The sequence below is a fragment of the Halococcus sediminicola genome (assembly GCF_000755245.1).
GTDB classification, from domain to species: Archaea; Halobacteriota; Halobacteria; order Halobacteriales; family Halococcaceae; genus Halococcus; species Halococcus sediminicola.
Genome location: NZ_BBMP01000006.1, coordinates 238,807 through 256,598 on the forward strand (window position 1 = coordinate 238,807; position 17,792 = coordinate 256,598).

Sequence of the window (17,792 nt, forward strand, 5' to 3'; positions counted from 1 at the left end):
CGACGACAACACAAAACCCACATATTCGACGGGCGGGTTTTCAGGACAATGACCGGTGTTCTCGGCGGGACGGTCACTGGCGAACCGTTCCGGGCGATGACGGAGGCGATACAGTTCGAGCCGTGGTACGAGACCGAGCGCTTCGAGGAGGGCGAGTCGAGTCTCGGTCTCGTTCACCACGGCGAGCGCGACCCGCTCGGCAGCGCCGCGTGGGAGGGCGAGAGTCGCGCGGGCGTCGTCCACGGCGCGCTCGTCGGCCGCGAACACACCAATACAGAAAATCTCGTCGAGCGCGTTCTCGATTCCCCCCACGAGACGCTCCGCGAAGTGGACGGCCCGTTCGCGCTTGCGTGTGTGGATTTCGACGCCGAACGGTTCGTGTTGGCGACGGATAAACTCGGCACGCGGCCGTGTTATTACACGCTCGAAAACGGACTGGCGTTCGGCTCGTCGGTGGCCGCGCTGCTCACCGGTCTCGACGACCCGCAACTGGACGAACAGGGCGTGAGCGACCTGCTCATGATGAGCGGTCTCTGGGGCGAGCGGACGCTCGTCGAGGGCGTGCGCGCGCTCGCACCCGCGTCGGTCCTCGAATACGAAGATGGTGAGGCCTCGATCGAGCGCTACTGGAAACCCGACTACGAGAGCGCGCCGACCGACGGCTACATCGACGACCTCGTCGACGTCTTCGGGGCGGCGATGGCCGATGCGGCGACCACGATGGACGGCGACGTGGGCGTGTGGCTCTCCGGTGGACTCGACAGCCGAACGCTGGCGGCCGAACTCGCCGGCCATAGCGACGAGTTCGACTCCTTTCGCGCCTACACCTACGACGCGAACCCCCGCGGCGGCGGCAACCCCGAACTCGCCGCCGACATCGCCGACCGCCTCGACATGGGCTTTTCGGAGGTCGAGATCTCACCCGACCGGTTCGTGCCGATCCTCGACGACGCCATCGACCGGACCGACGGAATGGTCGGCTGGGCAACGCTGTTGCCGCTGTCGGCGACCTACAACCTGCCCGAGGCCAACGCCGACGTGATGCTCGAAGGCGCTGGCCAAGGTGGACTGATGGGCCATCACGTCCGGCGTCGCCACATCGAGCGGTGCGATTCGGCGGTCGATTCGCTATACCGGAGCGAAGCCGGTGCGAGCCGCGAGCGCGTGCGCTCGCTCATGACGACCGATGTCGATCCGCTCGATTCGTTCCGAGAGACCGTCGCGGGGAGCGACGAGACACAGCGAAAGAAGGTGATCCTCGACGCCCACTTCGCCAACCACTACGGGCGCGGCGAGTACGCGAGCACGCGCCTCGCACAGACGAAGACCGGCGTGCGCGCGCCCATCGTCCACGGCGACCTCATCCAGCACGCCGCCCGCCTCCCCACCACCTACCGAATGGGCACAATCCCGCTGACGAACGGCTACGTCCCGCACGGGGTGACGAAACCGAAACTCGCGCTGACGCGGGCAGCGGGAAAGGGGATGGGCGACGTGCGCTACGAGCGCACCGGCGTCGCGCCCAAGCACTCCTATCCGGTCCACGTCGGCGGGTTCGTGGCGACGACCTCGCTGGGACGCCTGCGCTCGTCGACCACCTACGGTGGCCAGCGCCTGCCCGACATCTGGTATCGACGCCACGACAGCCTGCGCGATCGCCTCGACGACTTGCTCGCCGGCGCGTGCGAGCGATCCTTTCTCAATGGCGACGAGATACGACGCCTGCGGCGCGAGCACCTCGCGGGCGAGGCAAACCACATGTCGGGCGTGCTCTCGCCGGTCACGACGCTCGAATCGTGGCTTCGGCGACATCTCGACCCCTGACGAGTTCCGGTTACCAGAAGACACTTATTGGCGACACGGCTCTCTTCGAGTAGTGGCAGCGTCGTACCTCGCCATCAGTGACTTTTCGGGCGGCGTCAGCGAGACCGGACGGATGACCGAACACCTCGGTCCGCTCGGCGAGCGCGCCGAGACGACCGTCGTTTGCTTGGTTCCCGACGAGAGCGCCGAACACCTCACCTATCGGCGAGCGCCGATGACCGGGATTCGAGCGCTCGACCTGTTCTCGCTGTTCGTCGTTGCACTCCTCGAGGGAGCGTGCAACGACTACGACGGCGTCGTCTCCATCTCGCTGGTTCCCTACGGCTGCTTCGCCCTCGCCGTGGGCCGGCTCTGCGGGCTGCCGGCCCATCTCGCCATCATCGGCGCGGACCTCGACGTACACGCCCGTGCTCGCTACGGCGCACTCACCGCCGCGCTCTTTCGCCGGTTCGACGCCATCACCGTGCCGGGAACCGCCCACCGCGACCAGCTCGAACGTCTCGGCGTCCCCGGAGAGCGCATCGAGATCCTGGCCAACGGGGTCGACCCGGAGACCTACAGCCCGTCCGAGACTCCGATCGAGTACGATTACATCTGGGTGGGGCGCTTCTCGGGCGAGAAGGACCCGCTGCTGTTCGTGCGAACGATGGCCGAACTGGTCGCCCGCGGTGAGACCCCCCGTGCGGTAATGCTCGGCTCCGGCCCGCTCGACCGCGAGGTCCGAACGGCCATCGACGAGTTGGATCTCGACGGGCGCATCGAACTGCCCGGCTGGGTTGACGATCCGGTGGACTACTACCATCGTGCGCGAACGTTCGTGTTGACCTCCGAGCGTGACGCGCTGCCGCTGACGCTGCTCGAAGCGATGGCGTGCGGGCTGGTACCCGTGGTTCCCGACGTCGGCAACGTCCGCGACGCCGTGATCGACGGCGAGAGCGGCGTCGTCCTCGACGAGCGCGACCCCGAGGCGTTTGCGAGTGTGCTCCAGCGCCTCACTGACGACGAACTGTACGATCGGCTTTCGGCCGCTGCGCCGATGGTCGCCACACGCTTTTCGACCGAGCGCGCCGCCGAGGACTGGGCGGCAGTATTGCGAACGCTTCGGGCGGCCCGCGGCGTGTGAGACGTGAGATATATGCTATCGACACCGCTTTGAGGGATATGAAACTCGGCGGAGTCCGCGACGGCACGGTGTACGTCACGCGCGGACTCGACATCGGAACGTGGAGTGCGGAGGAGGGATTTCTGACCGTTGGCTCGTTGCCGAACCCGGAATCCGGCAGCGATGGACTCCGCTTCGATGCGATGAACCGATGGCTACCCAAACGACTGCTTCGGCCGATAACCGGGCTGTACACGACCGCGAACGTCTGGCCGCTCGGCGACGACTGCCTGCTGGCGACGGTCTCGCGGTGGCTGTTTCGCTCGGCGGATGGGGGGCGCTCGTGGACGCTCGTCCGCGAACTCCCCGACTCGTCGGGACCGATGGGCGTGCTCCCGACGGCGGTCCGCGAACACCGCGGCCGCGTCTATCTCGCCGAATACCCGCTCGGCGACGACCCGGCCCGCGTGCTCGTGAGTGACGACCGCGGGCGCACGTGGTCGCCGTTCGTCGAACGACCCGACGTGCGTCACTTCCACGGGCTGTTCGTCGACCCCTACACCGACCGGCTCTGGGCCACAACGGGCGACACGAACGACGAGAGTGCAATCGGCGTCCTCTCCGAGGAGGGGTTCGCGCCGATCGGGCGCGGCAGCCAGCGCTGGCGGGCCGTGGGGCTTGCCTTCGGATCGGAGGCCGTCTTCTGGGGCAAGGATTCCTCGTACACCGAACGAGCCGAAGTCCTGCGCCTATCGCGCGAATCCCTCGACGACCCCGACCCCACACCGGAGACGATCGCGACGACCGCCTGTCCCATTTATTATGCCGAAACACTCGACAGGCCCGACGAACACTGGCTCGTCGTCTCGACGACCTCCACGGGGAGAATCGACAGCACCGCTCCCGACGGACAGAAACGAAACACCTGCGATGGGGTCGCCAGAGTGCTCGCGGCCTCCTCGGCCTCGGGGTACGAGACGTGGTACGAACTCTACGCAACCGAGCGCCGTGACGCGGTCGGCGAGCGTGTCGACGCGATACCGGCCTCGAACGGCTATCTGTTTCTGGCGACCGACCCAGAGCACGGACTGCTCATCAATCCCTACAACACAACCGACGACAACGGCGACATCGTCGCGATCACACCCGCTGCATTCGACGAGGCGGACTTCGCCAGCTATACCGATTCGCGCACGGAGGTACGCCCATGAGCGAACGCATGCGCGTCGGCGTACTGGCGAACCCGATGCTCACGCGCTTCGAGGAGCAGGCACTCGAAAACGTCGCCGCGCTCGATAGAGTGAGTATCGAAGAAGTCGTCGTCGACGGCTCGGTCGCGGAGGGATCGGCGCTCGCGGCGGGAGCCGATGCCGTCAATCAGGGTACCAGTATCTCGCCGAGCGACCTCAAACTGTTCGTCGAGGTCGTCCGCGAGAGCGGGCTGAAGGCGTTCATCCACGGCGACGAGAAACTCGGCTGGCTACTCGGCGAGACCGAACAGATGGAGTGGCTCCAGTCGGGACCGGTCACCGAGGTCGACTGTCTCGACGGGGCGACGGTTCGGGAGTGCGAACCGGTGTCGGCGGGTGGGCCGTGGAACACGCTGCCCGAGGATACGACGACGGACCTCGGCGAGTCCTGTGACGTGGTGATCCGATTTGGGTTCGGTCTACTCAAAGGGCCGATTCTCGACGCGCCGGAACACGGCGTTCTCAGTGTGCATACGAGCGACATCCGCGAGTATCGCGGGATGGGTCACAAGATCTCGTTCATGAACGACGACTCATCCGTATCGATCACGCTCCAGCAGCTCTCCGAGGAGATCGACGGCGGGCGCATCGTCGCGGTCATGTCACGTGACCTGCCTTCGGAGCCGACCCTCGACGACGTGTGGGATGGGGTGTATGCGCTCCAGACCGAGATCTTCGCCGACGGCATCGAGCGGCTTCAGGATGGATTCGAGCCGTTCCAGCCCGAGGAATTGGGACCGTACTACCCACACAGCCTCCAGCAGCACAATCCGCGCTTCGTCGCCCGGCTACTGGCGAAGAACAACTGGCGACGGCTGCGAAAGCGGCTGTCGTGAACGCCAGAAAGGATGGTTACAGCGGCGTTCGCACCCACCGAAACGTTCAGCCGAGATAGCCGAGGTCTTCGAGGCGGTCGGTGACGACGCTTTCCTCGACGGCCATGTCCTGGGGCCCGGTCTCGTCGCCACGCACACAGGTCTCGGGTTCCTCGGCGACGACCTTCCGGCGCGGACCGTTGGTGTAGGTGAGCCACGGCACCGAGAGGAGTTCGTCGGTGTAGATGCCCGGCGGGTGACCGTACTCGCGGAGGGGGATGGGAAACGAGCGCTCGCCGAGCATCTGGCCGTGGTCGGCGGTGACGACCGTCTTGCCTTCGATACTTTCCATGAGGTCCCGGACGTGGGGCAACACCGCGTCGAGGTTCTCGACGAACGCCTTGCGATAGACGCTGTCGGGGAGGTCGAGGTCGTTGCTGTCGATGGCGTCCCACACCCGGAGACTGTTGAGTTCGGGGTATTCGTGGCCGGTCGGGCCGATAGCCGGGAAGTGTGGCTGGACGAAGTGGACGAGCAATCGCTTGTCGGGATACTGCTCGGCGGCCGCCTTGGCGCGTTCGACCATCGTTTCCGGGCGAACAGTGTGAAACTCGTCGTCCCAGCCCTCGTCCTGCCAGACGTTGATCTCGGCGTGGAAGGTCGCGTCGACGTCGCCGCGGTTGCGATTCCAGTAGAACATCGGGGTCGCCGTGACATAGACCGTGTCGTGCATCTCGCGGCCGTCGAAGTTCGCCTTCAGGAACTCGGCGGTCATCGACCCGCGCGAGCGCCGCCGTTCGAGGGTTCCGGGCAGGTCCGAACGCGCCGCGAAGGCGTCGTACCGGCAGGCATCCAGAATCACCAACGTGTCCCAGTCTTCGGCGACGATGTCGACGCCGTCGGGGTTGTACGCGCGCCGGTTCAGTCGGGTGTGATAGAGCCGGTTCAGCTCGCGGACGAGCAGTCGCGGTTGGTCGAGAGCGCGCCGCAACTGGCGGAGATCGTACATGGTTCGACAATCGCTCAAACGAGGCAAAAGCCCTCCGAACCCGCTCCACGTAACTCACTCGCCCGGAACGATACCGTGGCGCTCGTAAAAGCGCCTGACTCGGCGGTCGTCGAGCAGCGGGCCGTGGACCTGAAAGAACCGGATGTTCGGTGCGTTGTTCCCCTCGATGACGGTGAACTCGCCCTCCTCGGTCACCACGAGATCCCAGCCGATGTAGGGGGTATGCGAGAAGGTCGCGGCCATTTCGAGGAGTTGCTCCCGAATCGCCGGCCAGCCCGGAACTGTCGTGCCCGTGATCCGCGCGCCCGTATCGGGATGAGTCTCGTGCCAGTCGAGGCTTCCCGAGAAGGGGAACTGGAAGCCGGCGGTCAGGCGGCCGGTTTCGGGGTCGACGCCCGCTGCGAGACCGCCGTTCGTGAAGTTGTCCACCGGGGCCGACCGACGAGTGCCGATCCGATGGGCGGCCGCTGCGATAAACGGCTCGCCCCGCTGGTCGTCGTACATCGTGAGCACCCGGAGCGTGTTCGCCGCGTCGGGGAACAGCTCGGCGGCGTAGGCGGCCTGTTCGACGACTTCGGAGACGAGATAGCCGTCGAGACCGTCGACGACCGATTCGAAGTCGTCTCTGGGACGCTCCTCGCCGTCGATGCGATACTGGCCGTCGGCGTACGAACAGCGCGTGACGCCCATGCCGCCGCTGCCCCGCCACGGCTTCAGCATGAGCGCCCCCTCTTCGCGCAGGCGCTCGGTGATCCACGTGGCCGCGTCGGTGGTTCCGTGTTCGCCCGTCATCACCACGTCGCCGCCGTCCGCTTCGAGCGAGCGGAGGTCGTGAAAGCGCCCGCGTTTGAGCACCCCATAAGTTTCGACACGCTGGTCGGCGAACGGCTCCAGCATCCAGTGGAAGAACAGTTTGTTGTTGAGCGCCTCCCGCTGTTCGTCGTTGATCCAGTAGGCGCGTTCGCGCTGGAAATCCGAGAAATACTGGTGATAGTTGGTCTCGTCGACGTTGTAGAACACGTCGGCCTGACTCAGAAAGCCGTGTCGCCAGAGCCAGAGCCGCCGGCGGATGGGCATCGACAGCCACGCCTTCTCCCACGTCAGCACCTCCTTTTCGGCGAAACGCCTGTATTCGGTCAGTACCCGCCGCGCGCCGCGCCGGGTTCTATCCAACAGCCGATGCGAGCCACGGAGCAGACCGACGAGTCGCTCGGAATTCACGCTTTCAGTACGCCGGTAGCCCGATTAACGGTTGTGAATCTCACTCTTCGGGGATGTATCGGCGGATGTAGGGCACTCGAACCCCGAGCCGGCCTTCGATGAGTTCGAGAGGAATCTCGTCTTCGGGCTGGAAACAGCCTGTCGCCGCACAGACCACGAGCGTGGCGAGGCCCGCGACGATGGCGAACACCGGAATCGTGAGCAGGTTCAACGAGATGACCGACGACAGCGCGAACGCCGGCGGGAACAGCAACAGGGGCAACAGGACGTACATCTTGACGGTATAGCGCGAAAACGGCGAGATGCGGGCGACGTAATAGAGGAAGGCGAACGCGACCCAGTTGAGCGTCGCGAACGACAGCGCCGAGGCCGCCGCCGCGCCGACGATGCCGTAGGTCGGAATCAGGAGGACGTTGAGGGCGATGTTGGCGACCGCTGCGATGACGTTCACGGCGAGAATCGAGCGCGTATAGCCGAGTCCGGCCAGCGCGTTCTGACAGTAGCCCGCCATCCCGCTGACGAAGAAGCCGGTCGAGAGGAAGGCGAGCGTGATGCCGATGCCCTGACCGATGTAGTTGCCACCGAAGACCGCGCCCACGACGTCCGTCGGGAACGCCGCAAACGTCAAGAAGACCGGAAAACCGATGATGACGGTCCACTTGGCGGTGAGTTTGTGGACACGATTGAGCTCCGCGCGCCGCCCGCTCGCGTCGAACCGCGAAGTCAGCGGGAGGTAGATGAATCCGAACGACGAAAAGATGACGCCGAGTCCGAGCGCGAGCGGGTAGGCGACGTTGTAGATGCCGACGCTCGCGTTGGAGAGATAGGCACCGAGCATGACCGTATCGATCTGTGAGAGCAGTTTCGTCACCGCCGCCGAGAACAACAGTGGCAGCGAGAACCACAGCAGCTGTCGACCGTGTGTCCGCACCGGGCCGCGCAGCGACATCAGCCGATTCAGGAAGTAGTGGATGGTGAGGAAACCGACTGCACCGGCGATGACGTAGGCGTAGCCCGCCGCGAACACGCCGAGACCCGCGACGAGAAAGACCACGAGCAAGCCGAGGCGCAACCCGTTGTAGAGCAGGTCACGCGCGTACGTCCGATAGATGGTGTTCTCGAAGCCACGAACACCGCCGACGCCGAGGGCTTGCCCGACCAACACCGGGATGGCGAGAACGAACAGCGCGACCAGTTTCGGCGAGGCATCCTTGTCGAAGAGCGTGTCGATGACCCATTCGAGACGTGTGAGTAGTAGTGCCATGACGACGAGCGTGACGAGACTCGCGAGAACGAGCCCGGTGAGCCACGTCCCCCGCTTGTCGCGTTCGTCATCGAATCGCGACATGAATCGCGGAATCCCCTGGTCGAAGCCGGCGATGGCGAACGTGAGACCGAGGCTCATCACGGCGATGCCGAGGCTGACCTTCCCGTAGGAGCCGGGCGGCAGCAATCGTGCGATGATGACCTGTTCGACGAGTTTCGACGAAGATCCCAATAGACTGCCGACGAGCACGAGGCTCGCGCTGGAAACCACTCCCGAGAGACCGGTCGGGTCGTCGGCCACGTCCTCGCTGGTCGTCATGTGTGAATGATCACCGTTCCGTCGCCATCGGGCCTTCCGCGGCGCGTCGGCCGGATGAAGCGTCGTCACTACGCCCTGAATGACGGTCGGCGGATTAACGCACCGATTCGGTATCGTGTGCGACACTCACAGCGCGTCGTAGTGCTGGTAAAAGCGCCGCACGCGAGAATCGTCGAGCAGGGGGCGGTGGACCTGGAAGACGCGCACGCCCGAGCAGTTGTTCCCCTCGATGACCTTGAACTCGCCCTCACCAGTGACCACGAGGTCCCACCCGACATAGGGAATCTGCGAACAGTTCGCCGCGATGTCGAGGATGCCCTCCTGAATCGCCGGCCAACCCGGTATCGCCGTGCCCGCAATCTGCGCGCCCGTGTCGGGATGACTGGTGTGGCGCTCACGGTGACCGTCGTAGGGATACTGGACGGCCTCGCCGAGTTCGCCGGTTTCGGGGTCGATATCCGCGGAGAGACCACCACGCGACCAGTTGTCGAGCGGGGCCGACCGATGGGTACCGATGCGGTGGGCGGCGGCCGCGACGAACGGCTCCCCGGAATCGGGGTCGATCATGGTGAGCACGCGCAGTGTGTTCGGCGCGTCCGGATAGAGGGCGGTCGCGTAGGCGGCCTGTTCGACGAATTCGGACACGAGATAGTCGTCGAGGTCTGGAATCCGCGCGGCGAATTCCTCCCTCGAACGGTGCTCGCCGTTGATGCGATAGCCGTCCGCGACGCGCTCGCAGATCAGGATGCGCTTGCCGATGGTCCCGTAGGTCGGTTTCAAGACGAGCGTTCGGTATTCGTCGAGCAGTGCCAGCACGCGGTCGGCGGCGTCGGCACCGCTCGTGGCCGTTTCTTCCGTATCGACGGGCGTGTAGCGGCCGTCCATCAGGTGGGCGTGAATCGTCGGACGGCGTTCGGGAAAGTCATCGAGCAGGTGATGGAAGAGGAGTTTGTTTTCGAGCGCCTCGCCCCAGCGGCCGTTGATCCGCTGGGTCAGGTCGCGCTGATACGAGGAGAGATATCGGTGGTGGTTGTCCTCGGTGATGCCGCTCTCGCCGTAGAGCACGTCGGCTTGACTCAAAAAGCCGTGTCGCCAGAGCCAGAGTCGCCGGCGGAGCGGCATGCGAAAGCGCATGATTGCAGGGGCTTCCTCGTGGACGAACAATCGCAGGGCAGCACCGGGACCGCGATCGACGAGCCACCGGGAGGCACCGTACGTGCCCCAGTAGAGATCGGACAGCGCGTCGTAGAGGCGACTTTTGAGCATCCTTCGAAAGGAACACGGCCGAGGATTAAGGCCGTTCGTTCCCACTGCGAACGACTGACCGACCCGCTTCGTGGCGGTTATCACGGCGCGTCATATAGCCAATCCATGAACGGCGATCGGGCCTACGGGCTGGCGAAGGCGGCGTATCGAGGCGTCACGGGCGAGTACGCGACCCGTGCGTCGCGGCTGGCCACGCGGCTCAAACGCTTCGCCAAGAGCGAGGTCTCGACGTGGCGCTCGCCGGTCTCGATGCCCATCCGTCGGCGGCTCTGGCTCTGGCGGCATGGATTCTTGAGTTCGGCGGACGTGCTGTACGACCTCGACGACGACAACTACCGGCGCTATCTCTCCTCCTATCAGCGCGAACGCGCGGCGTGGCTCAACGGCAAGCGCAGCGTCGCCTTCGACAACAAACTCCTCTTTCACTGGATGACCGAACCGTTCGACGACCAGCGCGTCGAAACCGACGGATTGCTCAGGGACGGCCGCTTTCACGATCTTCGCTCGCTGCGGTCGGACGACGAATCCGACCGCACGCCCGGCACCGCCGACGCCGCCGCGTGGGTCGTCGAACGGCTACGTGAGGATGGGTCGCTGGTCCTCAAGCCCGTCACCGGCGGCGGTGGCAAGGACGTCCGGCTCTGTTCGTATTCCAATGGGAGCTATCGCGTCAACGGCGAGGCGTACACCGAGACCGAATTTCGGGAACTGGTCACGGGTCTCGACGAGTATCTCGTCACCGAGCGGGTCGAGCAGGCCGCCTACGCGGACACCCTCTACCCCGACGCGGCCAACACCCTCCGGGTGCTGACCATCTACGACGACGAAGCCGACGAGCCGTATCTCGCCGGCGTCGTCCACCGAATTGGTACTGAACGCTCCGCGCCGCTCGACAACCTCGTCCGCGGTGGGCTGGTCGCCGACGTCGACCGTGATACTGGCGAACTCGGAGAGGCCGTCCGCTACCTCGGTGCCGAACAGCTCGTCCGCTATGAGACTCATCCCGACACGGGCGCGCAGATTGCGGGCACCACAGTACCGCACTGGCCGGCCGTCCGCGAGCAACTCCTCGAAATGGCCGCGGCCTTCTCACACGCCCCGTATATCGGTTGGGACGTCATCGTTACCAAGGATGGCGAGTTCACCGTCATCGAGGGGAACAACTGCTCGGGCGTGCGCGTCTTCCAGGTCCACCGCCCGCTGCTCGACGATCCTCGCGTGCGGCGCTTTTACGAGCGCCACGGCGTCGTTCCGGCCGAATAGGTACCGTCAGTCGACCAGATAGCCCAGATCGGCGAGCTGTTCCTTCATCGCATCGGTAAACTGTCCCTCGCGGCCCTCGGTCGAGACGGGCTGGCCGTCGGTTTCGAGGATGGCGGCGAGTTCGTCGTCGAGGCGCTCGGCGATCGATGGGTGTTCTCCGGACACGTCGCTCGTCTCGTCGGGCAGGGCGAACAGTTCGGCGCGCTCGTCGCTTTGCAGATACTTGAACTCGTCAGTACGCAGGGCGTGCAGCGTCGCTTCGTGATAGCGCGTCCGGTCGAACTCGGAGTTGAGCTCCTCGAATCGCTCCAAGTTCTTCAGCGTGCGCTTCGCGCCCCGCTGGGTGAGGGTCTGCTCGCGTTCGTCCTCGCGCAGGTCGAGACCCTGCATGCCCGTCGTGTCCGCACCGGCGGATTCGAGCAGCGTGGTCATCAGATCGGCGTGCTGGACGGTCTCGCCGTTGTAGTCGGCGAGCGCGTCCGCGCCGTGGACCACACAGGGGACATGGGTCACGGCGTCGTCGGCGACCACCAGATGGGCGAGCATGCCCTGCTCGCCGAACAGTTCGCCGTGGTCGGCGGTGACGACGAACACGGTATTATCGAGGTCGAGCGTTCTGATGTGGGCGAAGAGGTCGCCGACCAGTTCGTCGGTGTGGGCGACCTCGGCGTCGTAGAGCGCGTGGAGGACGTCCCACTCGTCGTCGGTGAACGGGCAGCCGTCGGCGATGAGCTGGTGGAAATTTGCGTGGTGATACTGGCCGAACTCCAGCGCTTCGTCCACGTCCATCTCGAAGTCGTCGGCGTACGGTTCGAGGAAGCGCCGCGGCGGGTGGTAGGGGTGGTGGGGGTCGCCGTAGTGGGCGTAGAGGAAGAACGGCTCGTCGTTCCCGGCGTACGAGCCGATGCGGCGCTTTGCGATCTCGTTCATGACGTACCCCGTGCCGTGCTTTCTGGTGTCGGTGGTGAGGCCGGGACCGTGGCGGCGGCAGTTGCGCAGGTACTTCAGGAGGATGCGCGGGCCGGCCTCCCTGGCGAGCGTGTCGGCGCTCAGCCACGTGAACTCGTCGAACCCCCTGTCGAGATCGGTGCCCGAACTCAGATGCGAGTTCGGCGAGAGGCAGGTGGTTCGGTAGCCCGCCTCCTGAAGGCGCTCTGGCACCGTGTCGAGTTCGTCGGGGATGGCGTCGTTTTGCATACCCGCACCGTGGTGTGTCGGCACGGTGCCGGTGAGGATCGACGCGCTGGAGGCGAGCGTCCAGATGGCGTGGGTGTGACAGTTGCCGAACGCCCTCCCGCGCTCCGCGTCGGCGATGCGGTCGAGGTTGGGCGTCGTGTCGCGTGCGTAGCCGCCCATCGTGGTGTGGTCGGCGCGGGTGCTTTCGAGGGTTATCCAGACGACGTTTGGCGTTCGCATTCTTCCGGAAGGGTTCGGCGCTCGATGGCTTATGCACCACGGTATGGGTTAGGGGATGTGGTACCGAAATGGCGAACACAGTGCCGACACGCCACACGGCGAGCGAGAACGGCAGACGTTTAAGACGGCGCTTCGAGGTGCGAGTACGTTTCGGGACGCCGCGAACGCCAGAGATCGATACGATGAGTACGCTCACGACGAACACGCCGAACAACCGCGCACAGAAACTCGCGCTCGTCGTCGGCTATCTCGCCCTCGCTGGCGGCGTGTTGTTCGCCTACGGAAAACCCAGTACGAGCTACGAGATCGACATCTACGCCGCGACGCCGGTCGGGTTCTGGCTCGGCATCGCCATCGCGCTGTTGATCGCGGTGGTCGTCACGCTGTACGCGCCGAAGGGCTACGTCAGCCTCGCCGGACTCTGCCTCGGCGGTGGCGCGATAACGTCGGTTGCGGGGCTCCCACTGTTGCGAAGCTACTACTACTACGGCTCCGGCGACGGGCTGACGCACCTCGGCTGGGTGCGGGACCTCCTCGATGGCTCGCTGAGTGCGTTCGGTCTGTTCTACCCCGGCGTTCACACCTCGTCGCTGTTCGTCCGCGGCGTCGCCGGTACGACGGTGCCGCGCGCGCTCCTACTCGTCGTGCTCGCGTACGTCCTCGCCTATCTCGTGTTCATCCCGCTGTGTGTCCGCTCGATGACGTCCCATCGGGGCGCGATGTTGCTGAGCGGTCTCGTCGGTCTCTTGCTCCTCCCGATCAACCACCTCGGGGTGAACTACATGACGCCACACCCGATCTCCGATTCCATCCTCATCACGCCGATCATCGTCTATCTGCTCATCAACTACCTCACGGGACCGACCGACGTCTTCGACTCCCGGCTCCCGGTTTCGGCGGTGGCTGCGGCGTTCGCGCTCGCACTCGGCGGTATCGTGCTCTTTCACCCACAGCAAGCCGCGAATCTCATCATCCTGTTCGTCACGCTCTCGGGGGTGCAGCTTCTCTATCGGTCGGTGTGGCCGGACAGCGCCATCGCCGACCACCGGACGATGTACGGTCCGACGGTGTTTCTCATCGGCACGTTCATGCTCTGGTCGGTCGGCCGGGGTCGCTACGAGAGTTCGGTCGATGCGGTCATCCGTGAACTGCTGAGTTTCCTCACTGGGGGAGCGAGCCTCGGGACTTCGACGGCCAGCCAGGGTGCGTCGCTCGCGGCCATCGGCGGCTCCATCGTCGAACTGTTCCTCAAGCTGTTCGGCGTGAGCCTCGTGATCGCGGCTCTCGCGGGTCTCCTGATGCTCACGAGCATCTTCGGCCGACTGCGCGACGCCCCGGACACGCGGGCGCTGGTCAAGTACTTCACCATCGGACTAGTCGTACTGATTCCGTACTCGCTGGTCTTCTACATCGGCAGCGTCTCCGAACTGTTCTTCCGTAACGCCGGTCTCATCATGCTGTTTTCGACGATCCTCGGCTCGATTGCGCTCTATCGCTACGTCTCGGGCCTCTCGGAGATCGTTCCGGTCGGCGGCGTCCGGGCGCTGCTCTCGGTCGTCATCGTCGTGATGCTCGCGCTCTCGGTCGTGGTCGTCTTCCCCTCGCCGTACGTCTTCCTCCCGAACGATCAGGTGACCGAGACCCAGATGTCGGGCTACGGGTTCGCCTTCGAGCACGGCGAGAGCGAGGTCCCGGTGTACGGACTGCGCGACGGACCGTGGCGGTACAAACACGGCGTCCTCGGCGTCGAGGGCACGCCCGTCTCGCAGGGCGGCCGGGGGATTCCAGGCGAGAACCTCAGCGCGCTCGCGGGACGGACGTCGAACGACCGGTATCTGGCGGTGACCGAAGCCGCCCGCGAGCGCGAGGTCGAGGTGTATCGTAGCCTGCGCTACAGCCGCGAGAACGTCAGCGCGCTCGACCGCCAACAGGGGGTAAGCCTCGTCCAGACCAACGGCGAGTTCGACCTCTATCTCGTCGCCGGGAGCAACCCCCGAGACAGGGGTGCGAGCGCCACCGTTCCGAACGAAACCCGCACCGCCGGCACAAACGCCACGACACCGGCGGCAACGCCATCGTCGAACGGCTCGGTGTTCGGCAACGCCTCGACACCACGGACGCGGACCCCGACGGCGACAGCGACCGCGACATCCACCGCCACGGCGACCGGTACGCCGAGTGCGACCCCAATGCGATCGACGACCACCGACTCGGGGTCGATATTCGGGAACGCGAGCCGACGGGGCGGGCTCGGCGGTCGATAGCAGCGTCCGGTCGAGTCCGGTGAACCGCGCCCGAGGCGGCACGAATGGAAACGGTAATGGGCGTCACGGGAGGAATCCCAGCCAGCATGCATCAACCATGAGCGAGGGGGACGCTACACGCCGAGCGTTCGTCCTCGGTCTCGACGGCGTTCCGTGGGAGCGCCTGCGCGCGTGGGCGGCGGCGGGCGAACTGCCGAACGTCGCCGCGCTCGTCGAGGGGGGCGCTGCGGGACCACTCGAAAGCACGAAACCCGCCAACACCGCGCTCGCGTGGCCCTCCATCGCCACCGGCGTCCGACCGGACAAACACGGTATCTACGCCTTCTACAAGCTCGGCACGAACTACCGCCACCGCGTGAACACCGGCGAGGATCTCTCTCACCCTGCGCTCTGGGAACTGGTCTCGCCCTCGACGGTCGTCAACATGCCGATGACGTATCCGGCGACGGCCATCGACGGGAAGATGGTCACTGGAATGATGACACCCGACGAGGACGAAGGGTTCACCCACCCGCCGGACCTCGCCGCGACCATCGCGGACCGATTCCCCGACTACGAGATCGGTCTCGACTGGAACGAATACCGCGAGCGACCCGACGAGTTCCCCGCCGCACTCGAATCGCTGGTCGCCGCCCGTCGGGAACTGATGAACGACTTCCTCGACGACGACTGGCGGCTCTTCTTCTTCGTCTACACCGCCCCGGACCGCCTCCAGCACCTCCTCTGGGACGAGGACGTTCTCCTAGAGCACTACAAACAGCTCGATGCCGTCATCGGCGACGCACGCGAGGCGGCTGCCGACCACGACGCGAACCTCTTCGTCGTCTCGGACCACGGGTTCGGTCCCATCGCAAAGAACGTCCACCCCAACCGCGTGCTCGCCGATGCTGGCTATCTCACGCCGAAATCCGATACGGGAACGCGCAGTACCCTCTCTCGCATTGGTCTCACCAAAGAGCGCGTGCTCGGGGCGCTCGGGAGTATCGGCCTCGACACGAACGACCTCGCAAAGCGCCTCCCGCGCGCGCTCGTCGACCGCCTCGCCGCCGAGATCCCCGGCGATAACGTGCGCTACGACGTCGACTACGGGAAAACGACGGCGTTCGTCCACGCACAGGGTACGCTGTACGTCAACGACACCGAGCGCTTCGAGCAGGGAATCGTCCGTCCGAACCGGGTCGCCGACCTGAAGGAAGAACTCACGCGAACGCTCACGCGGGTACGCGACCCCGACACCGGCGAGCGCGTCCTCGACGTCCACGACGGCGACGACCTCTTTCCGACCGACGACGCCTCGCCGGACCTCGTCGTCGAACCCCACGAGGGCTACTACGTCAAACCCTCGCTGTCCGAGACGGTGTTTTCGGACCCCGGTGCGCACGCCGCCGACCACCGACCGGAGGGGATCTTTCTCGCCGAGGGACCGGACATCGAGACGGGCGCGACGCCGACCGACGCGAGCGTGTTCGACGTCGCGCCGACGGTGCTCCATAGCATGGGTGAGCCGGTTCCCGCGACCGCCGACGGGCGCGTGCTCGACGAACTGTTCGCGCCCGACTCGCCGCCCACCGAGCGAGCGGTCGACACCGCCGACGTCGCCCGTTCGGGCGAAGCGGCGAGTACCGCCGGCGAGGGGGACTTCGGCGACGTCGAGGAACGACTCCGCGGGCTGGGGTACGTCGAGTGATGCGCGACACCGAACTCCTCATCGTCGGCCGGCAGGGACCGGGCGGCATCGGCCAGTACATCAGCGAACAGCGCCGCCACCTCGACGACCGGCTCCACGTCACGGCCCACCGGAGCGGCGCGTTCGATACCGACGGCGTCCTCGCGTTCGTTCGCTCGCTGCTTGTCATCCTCCGGAACATGCTCACGTACACGATGCGCTCGCCGCCGGACATCGTCCACGTCCACTCTTCACACCGGTTTTCCTTCTATCGGGCGGGCTACTACGTGCTCTTCAGCAAGTACGTCTGGCGACGGCCCGTGATATTCCACGTGCACGGCTCCTCGTTCGACGTGTTCGTCTCGACCGAATCGCGACTCGTCAGGTGGTATCAGTCGCTCGTCTTCGACGCCGTCGACGAGATCGTCGTTCTCTCTAAGTACTGGAAGGACACGCTCTCGAAACACACCGGCGAGACGCGACTGACCGTGATCCCGAACGCGGTCGACGCCGCCGACTACACGCCGGACTTCGACGGCGGCGTTCCGCACGTGGTGGCGGTTTCGAACCAACTCCCGCGCAAGGGCGTCGTCGAGTTCGCCGCGGCCGTCGAGACCCTCGTCGAGCGCGACCTCGACTTTCGGGTGACGATCGCGGGCAAGGGACCGCTCTCGAAACACTCCGAACGGCTGGCCGCGACCTACGACGACGTGGAGTATCTCGGCTACGTCTCGGAGGGGAAAAAGCACGAACTGCTCGGCGCGGGATCGATCTTCGTCCTCCCCTCCCACGCCGAGGGGCTGCCGATAGCGATGCTCGAGGCGATGGCCGCGGGCAACGCCATCGTCTCGACGACCGTGGGCGCGATCCCGGAGGTCATCGACGACGAGCGCGGACTGCTCGTCGCGCCCCGGGACGCCGACGCGCTCACCGACGCGCTCGCCGAACTCATCGCCGACCCCGAGCGCGTGGCCGCGATGGGCGCGGCCAATCGACAGGCAGCGACCGACGAATACGCCTGGGAGACCGTCGCCGAGGAACTACTCGCGACCTACGACCGTAATCTCGCCGCCGAGGCGCTCCGGTAGCGCCGAAGCGCCGACACGATTCG

The 17,792-nt window shown here is 65.6% G+C and carries 13 protein-coding genes; 8 read left to right on the plus strand and 5 right to left on the minus strand.

The window, feature by feature from the left end; all coding sequences use genetic code 11:
* The first annotated feature begins 48 nt into the window (after positions 1 to 48).
* From ACP97_RS04100 to ACP97_RS04115, 4 genes are read left to right on the plus strand one after another with little or no spacing between them, the layout of a single operon-like run.
* Entirely contained in the window at positions 49 to 1,824 is a 1,776-nt protein-coding gene (locus ACP97_RS04100) for an asparagine synthase-related protein (protein WP_049996560.1), read from the plus strand.
* 52 nt (positions 1,825 to 1,876) lie between these two features.
* Entirely contained in the window at positions 1,877 to 2,947 is a 1,071-nt protein-coding gene (locus ACP97_RS04105; protein WP_049996561.1) for a glycosyltransferase family 4 protein, read from the plus strand.
* A 38-nt stretch (positions 2,948 to 2,985) separates the two neighbouring features.
* Complete coding sequence (locus tag ACP97_RS04110; RefSeq protein ID WP_049996562.1) at positions 2,986 to 4,137, plus strand: WD40/YVTN/BNR-like repeat-containing protein; 1,152 nt, start codon at positions 2,986 to 2,988, stop codon at positions 4,135 to 4,137.
* Positions 4,134 to 5,012, plus strand: a complete 879-nt coding sequence (locus ACP97_RS04115) for a methionyl-tRNA formyltransferase-like protein (RefSeq protein ID WP_049996563.1) — start codon at positions 4,134 to 4,136, stop codon at positions 5,010 to 5,012. Before ACP97_RS04110 ends, ACP97_RS04115 begins: the two co-directional genes overlap by 4 nt.
* A gap of 46 nt (positions 5,013 to 5,058) precedes the next feature.
* Here the strand turns inward: ACP97_RS04115 and ACP97_RS04120 are convergent, their stop codons facing one another.
* The 4 genes from ACP97_RS04120 to ACP97_RS04135 all read right to left on the minus strand — a co-directional run bounded on the left by ACP97_RS04120 (position 5,059) and on the right by ACP97_RS04135 (position 10,072).
* A complete protein-coding gene (locus ACP97_RS04120; protein WP_049996564.1) occupies positions 5,059 to 6,000 on the minus strand; it encodes an alkaline phosphatase family protein in 942 nt (313 codons plus the stop codon).
* Between the two features lie 54 nt (positions 6,001 to 6,054).
* Positions 6,055 to 7,221: a sugar-transfer associated ATP-grasp domain-containing protein gene (locus ACP97_RS04125; protein WP_049996565.1), complete on the minus strand. Its 1,167-nt coding sequence runs from the start codon at positions 7,219 to 7,221 to the stop codon at positions 6,055 to 6,057.
* 40 nt (positions 7,222 to 7,261) lie between these two features.
* A complete protein-coding gene (locus ACP97_RS04130; RefSeq protein ID WP_049996566.1) occupies positions 7,262 to 8,806 on the minus strand; it encodes an oligosaccharide flippase family protein in 1,545 nt (514 codons plus the stop codon).
* 126 nt (positions 8,807 to 8,932) lie between these two features.
* On the minus strand, positions 8,933 to 10,072 hold the full coding sequence (locus ACP97_RS04135; protein ID WP_049996567.1) for a sugar-transfer associated ATP-grasp domain-containing protein: 1,140 nt from the start codon (positions 10,070 to 10,072) through the stop codon (positions 8,933 to 8,935).
* Between the two features lie 105 nt (positions 10,073 to 10,177).
* On the opposite strand from ACP97_RS04135, the gene ACP97_RS04140 reads away from it, so the two are divergent.
* Complete coding sequence (locus ACP97_RS04140) at positions 10,178 to 11,335, plus strand: sugar-transfer associated ATP-grasp domain-containing protein (protein ID WP_049996568.1); 1,158 nt, start codon at positions 10,178 to 10,180, stop codon at positions 11,333 to 11,335.
* A 6-nt stretch (positions 11,336 to 11,341) separates the two neighbouring features.
* On the opposite strand, the gene ACP97_RS04145 is transcribed toward ACP97_RS04140, so the two are convergent.
* Entirely contained in the window at positions 11,342 to 12,751 is a 1,410-nt protein-coding gene (locus ACP97_RS04145) for a sulfatase (RefSeq protein WP_049996569.1), read from the minus strand.
* Between the two features lie 182 nt (positions 12,752 to 12,933).
* Here ACP97_RS04145 and ACP97_RS04150 point away from each other — a divergent pair, with 182 nt between their 5' ends.
* The 3 genes from ACP97_RS04150 (at position 12,934) to ACP97_RS04160 (ending at position 17,769) form a co-directional block, all read left to right on the plus strand.
* Entirely contained in the window at positions 12,934 to 15,015 is a 2,082-nt protein-coding gene (locus tag ACP97_RS04150; RefSeq protein ID WP_049996602.1) for a hypothetical protein, read from the plus strand.
* A 97-nt stretch (positions 15,016 to 15,112) separates the two neighbouring features.
* Positions 15,113 to 16,702, plus strand: coding sequence for an alkaline phosphatase family protein (locus ACP97_RS04155; protein WP_049996570.1), 1,590 nt, complete (start codon positions 15,113 to 15,115; stop codon positions 16,700 to 16,702).
* Complete coding sequence (locus ACP97_RS04160; RefSeq protein ID WP_049996571.1) at positions 16,702 to 17,769, plus strand: glycosyltransferase family 4 protein; 1,068 nt, start codon at positions 16,702 to 16,704, stop codon at positions 17,767 to 17,769. The genes ACP97_RS04155 and ACP97_RS04160 overlap by 1 nt, the downstream gene beginning before the upstream one ends.
* Positions 17,770 to 17,792 lie beyond the last annotated feature (23 nt).

Bases quoted from the DNA above. Each gene is read 5' to 3' on its own strand.
- ACP97_RS04145 (WP_049996569.1), bottom strand. From the start codon at position 12,751: ATGCGAACGCCAAACGTCGTCTGGATAACCCTCGAAAGCACCCGCGCC.
- ACP97_RS04160 (WP_049996571.1), top strand. From the start codon at position 16,702: ATGCGCGACACCGAACTCCTCATCGTCGGCCGGCAGGGACCGGGCGGC.
- ACP97_RS04155 (WP_049996570.1), top strand. From the start codon at position 15,113: ATGAGCGAGGGGGACGCTACACGCCGAGCGTTCGTCCTCGGTCTCGAC.
- ACP97_RS04120 (WP_049996564.1), bottom strand. From the start codon at position 6,000: ATGTACGATCTCCGCCAGTTGCGGCGCGCTCTCGACCAACCGCGACTG.
- ACP97_RS04140 (WP_049996568.1), top strand. From the start codon at position 10,178: ATGAACGGCGATCGGGCCTACGGGCTGGCGAAGGCGGCGTATCGAGGC.
- ACP97_RS04130 (WP_049996566.1), bottom strand. From the start codon at position 8,806: ATGACGACCAGCGAGGACGTGGCCGACGACCCGACCGGTCTCTCGGGA.
- ACP97_RS04100 (WP_049996560.1), top strand. From the start codon at position 49: ATGACCGGTGTTCTCGGCGGGACGGTCACTGGCGAACCGTTCCGGGCG.
- ACP97_RS04150 (WP_049996602.1), top strand. From the start codon at position 12,934: ATGAGTACGCTCACGACGAACACGCCGAACAACCGCGCACAGAAACTC.
- ACP97_RS04135 (WP_049996567.1), bottom strand. From the start codon at position 10,072: ATGCTCAAAAGTCGCCTCTACGACGCGCTGTCCGATCTCTACTGGGGC.
- ACP97_RS04115 (WP_049996563.1), top strand. From the start codon at position 4,134: ATGAGCGAACGCATGCGCGTCGGCGTACTGGCGAACCCGATGCTCACG.
- ACP97_RS04110 (WP_049996562.1), top strand. From the start codon at position 2,986: ATGAAACTCGGCGGAGTCCGCGACGGCACGGTGTACGTCACGCGCGGA.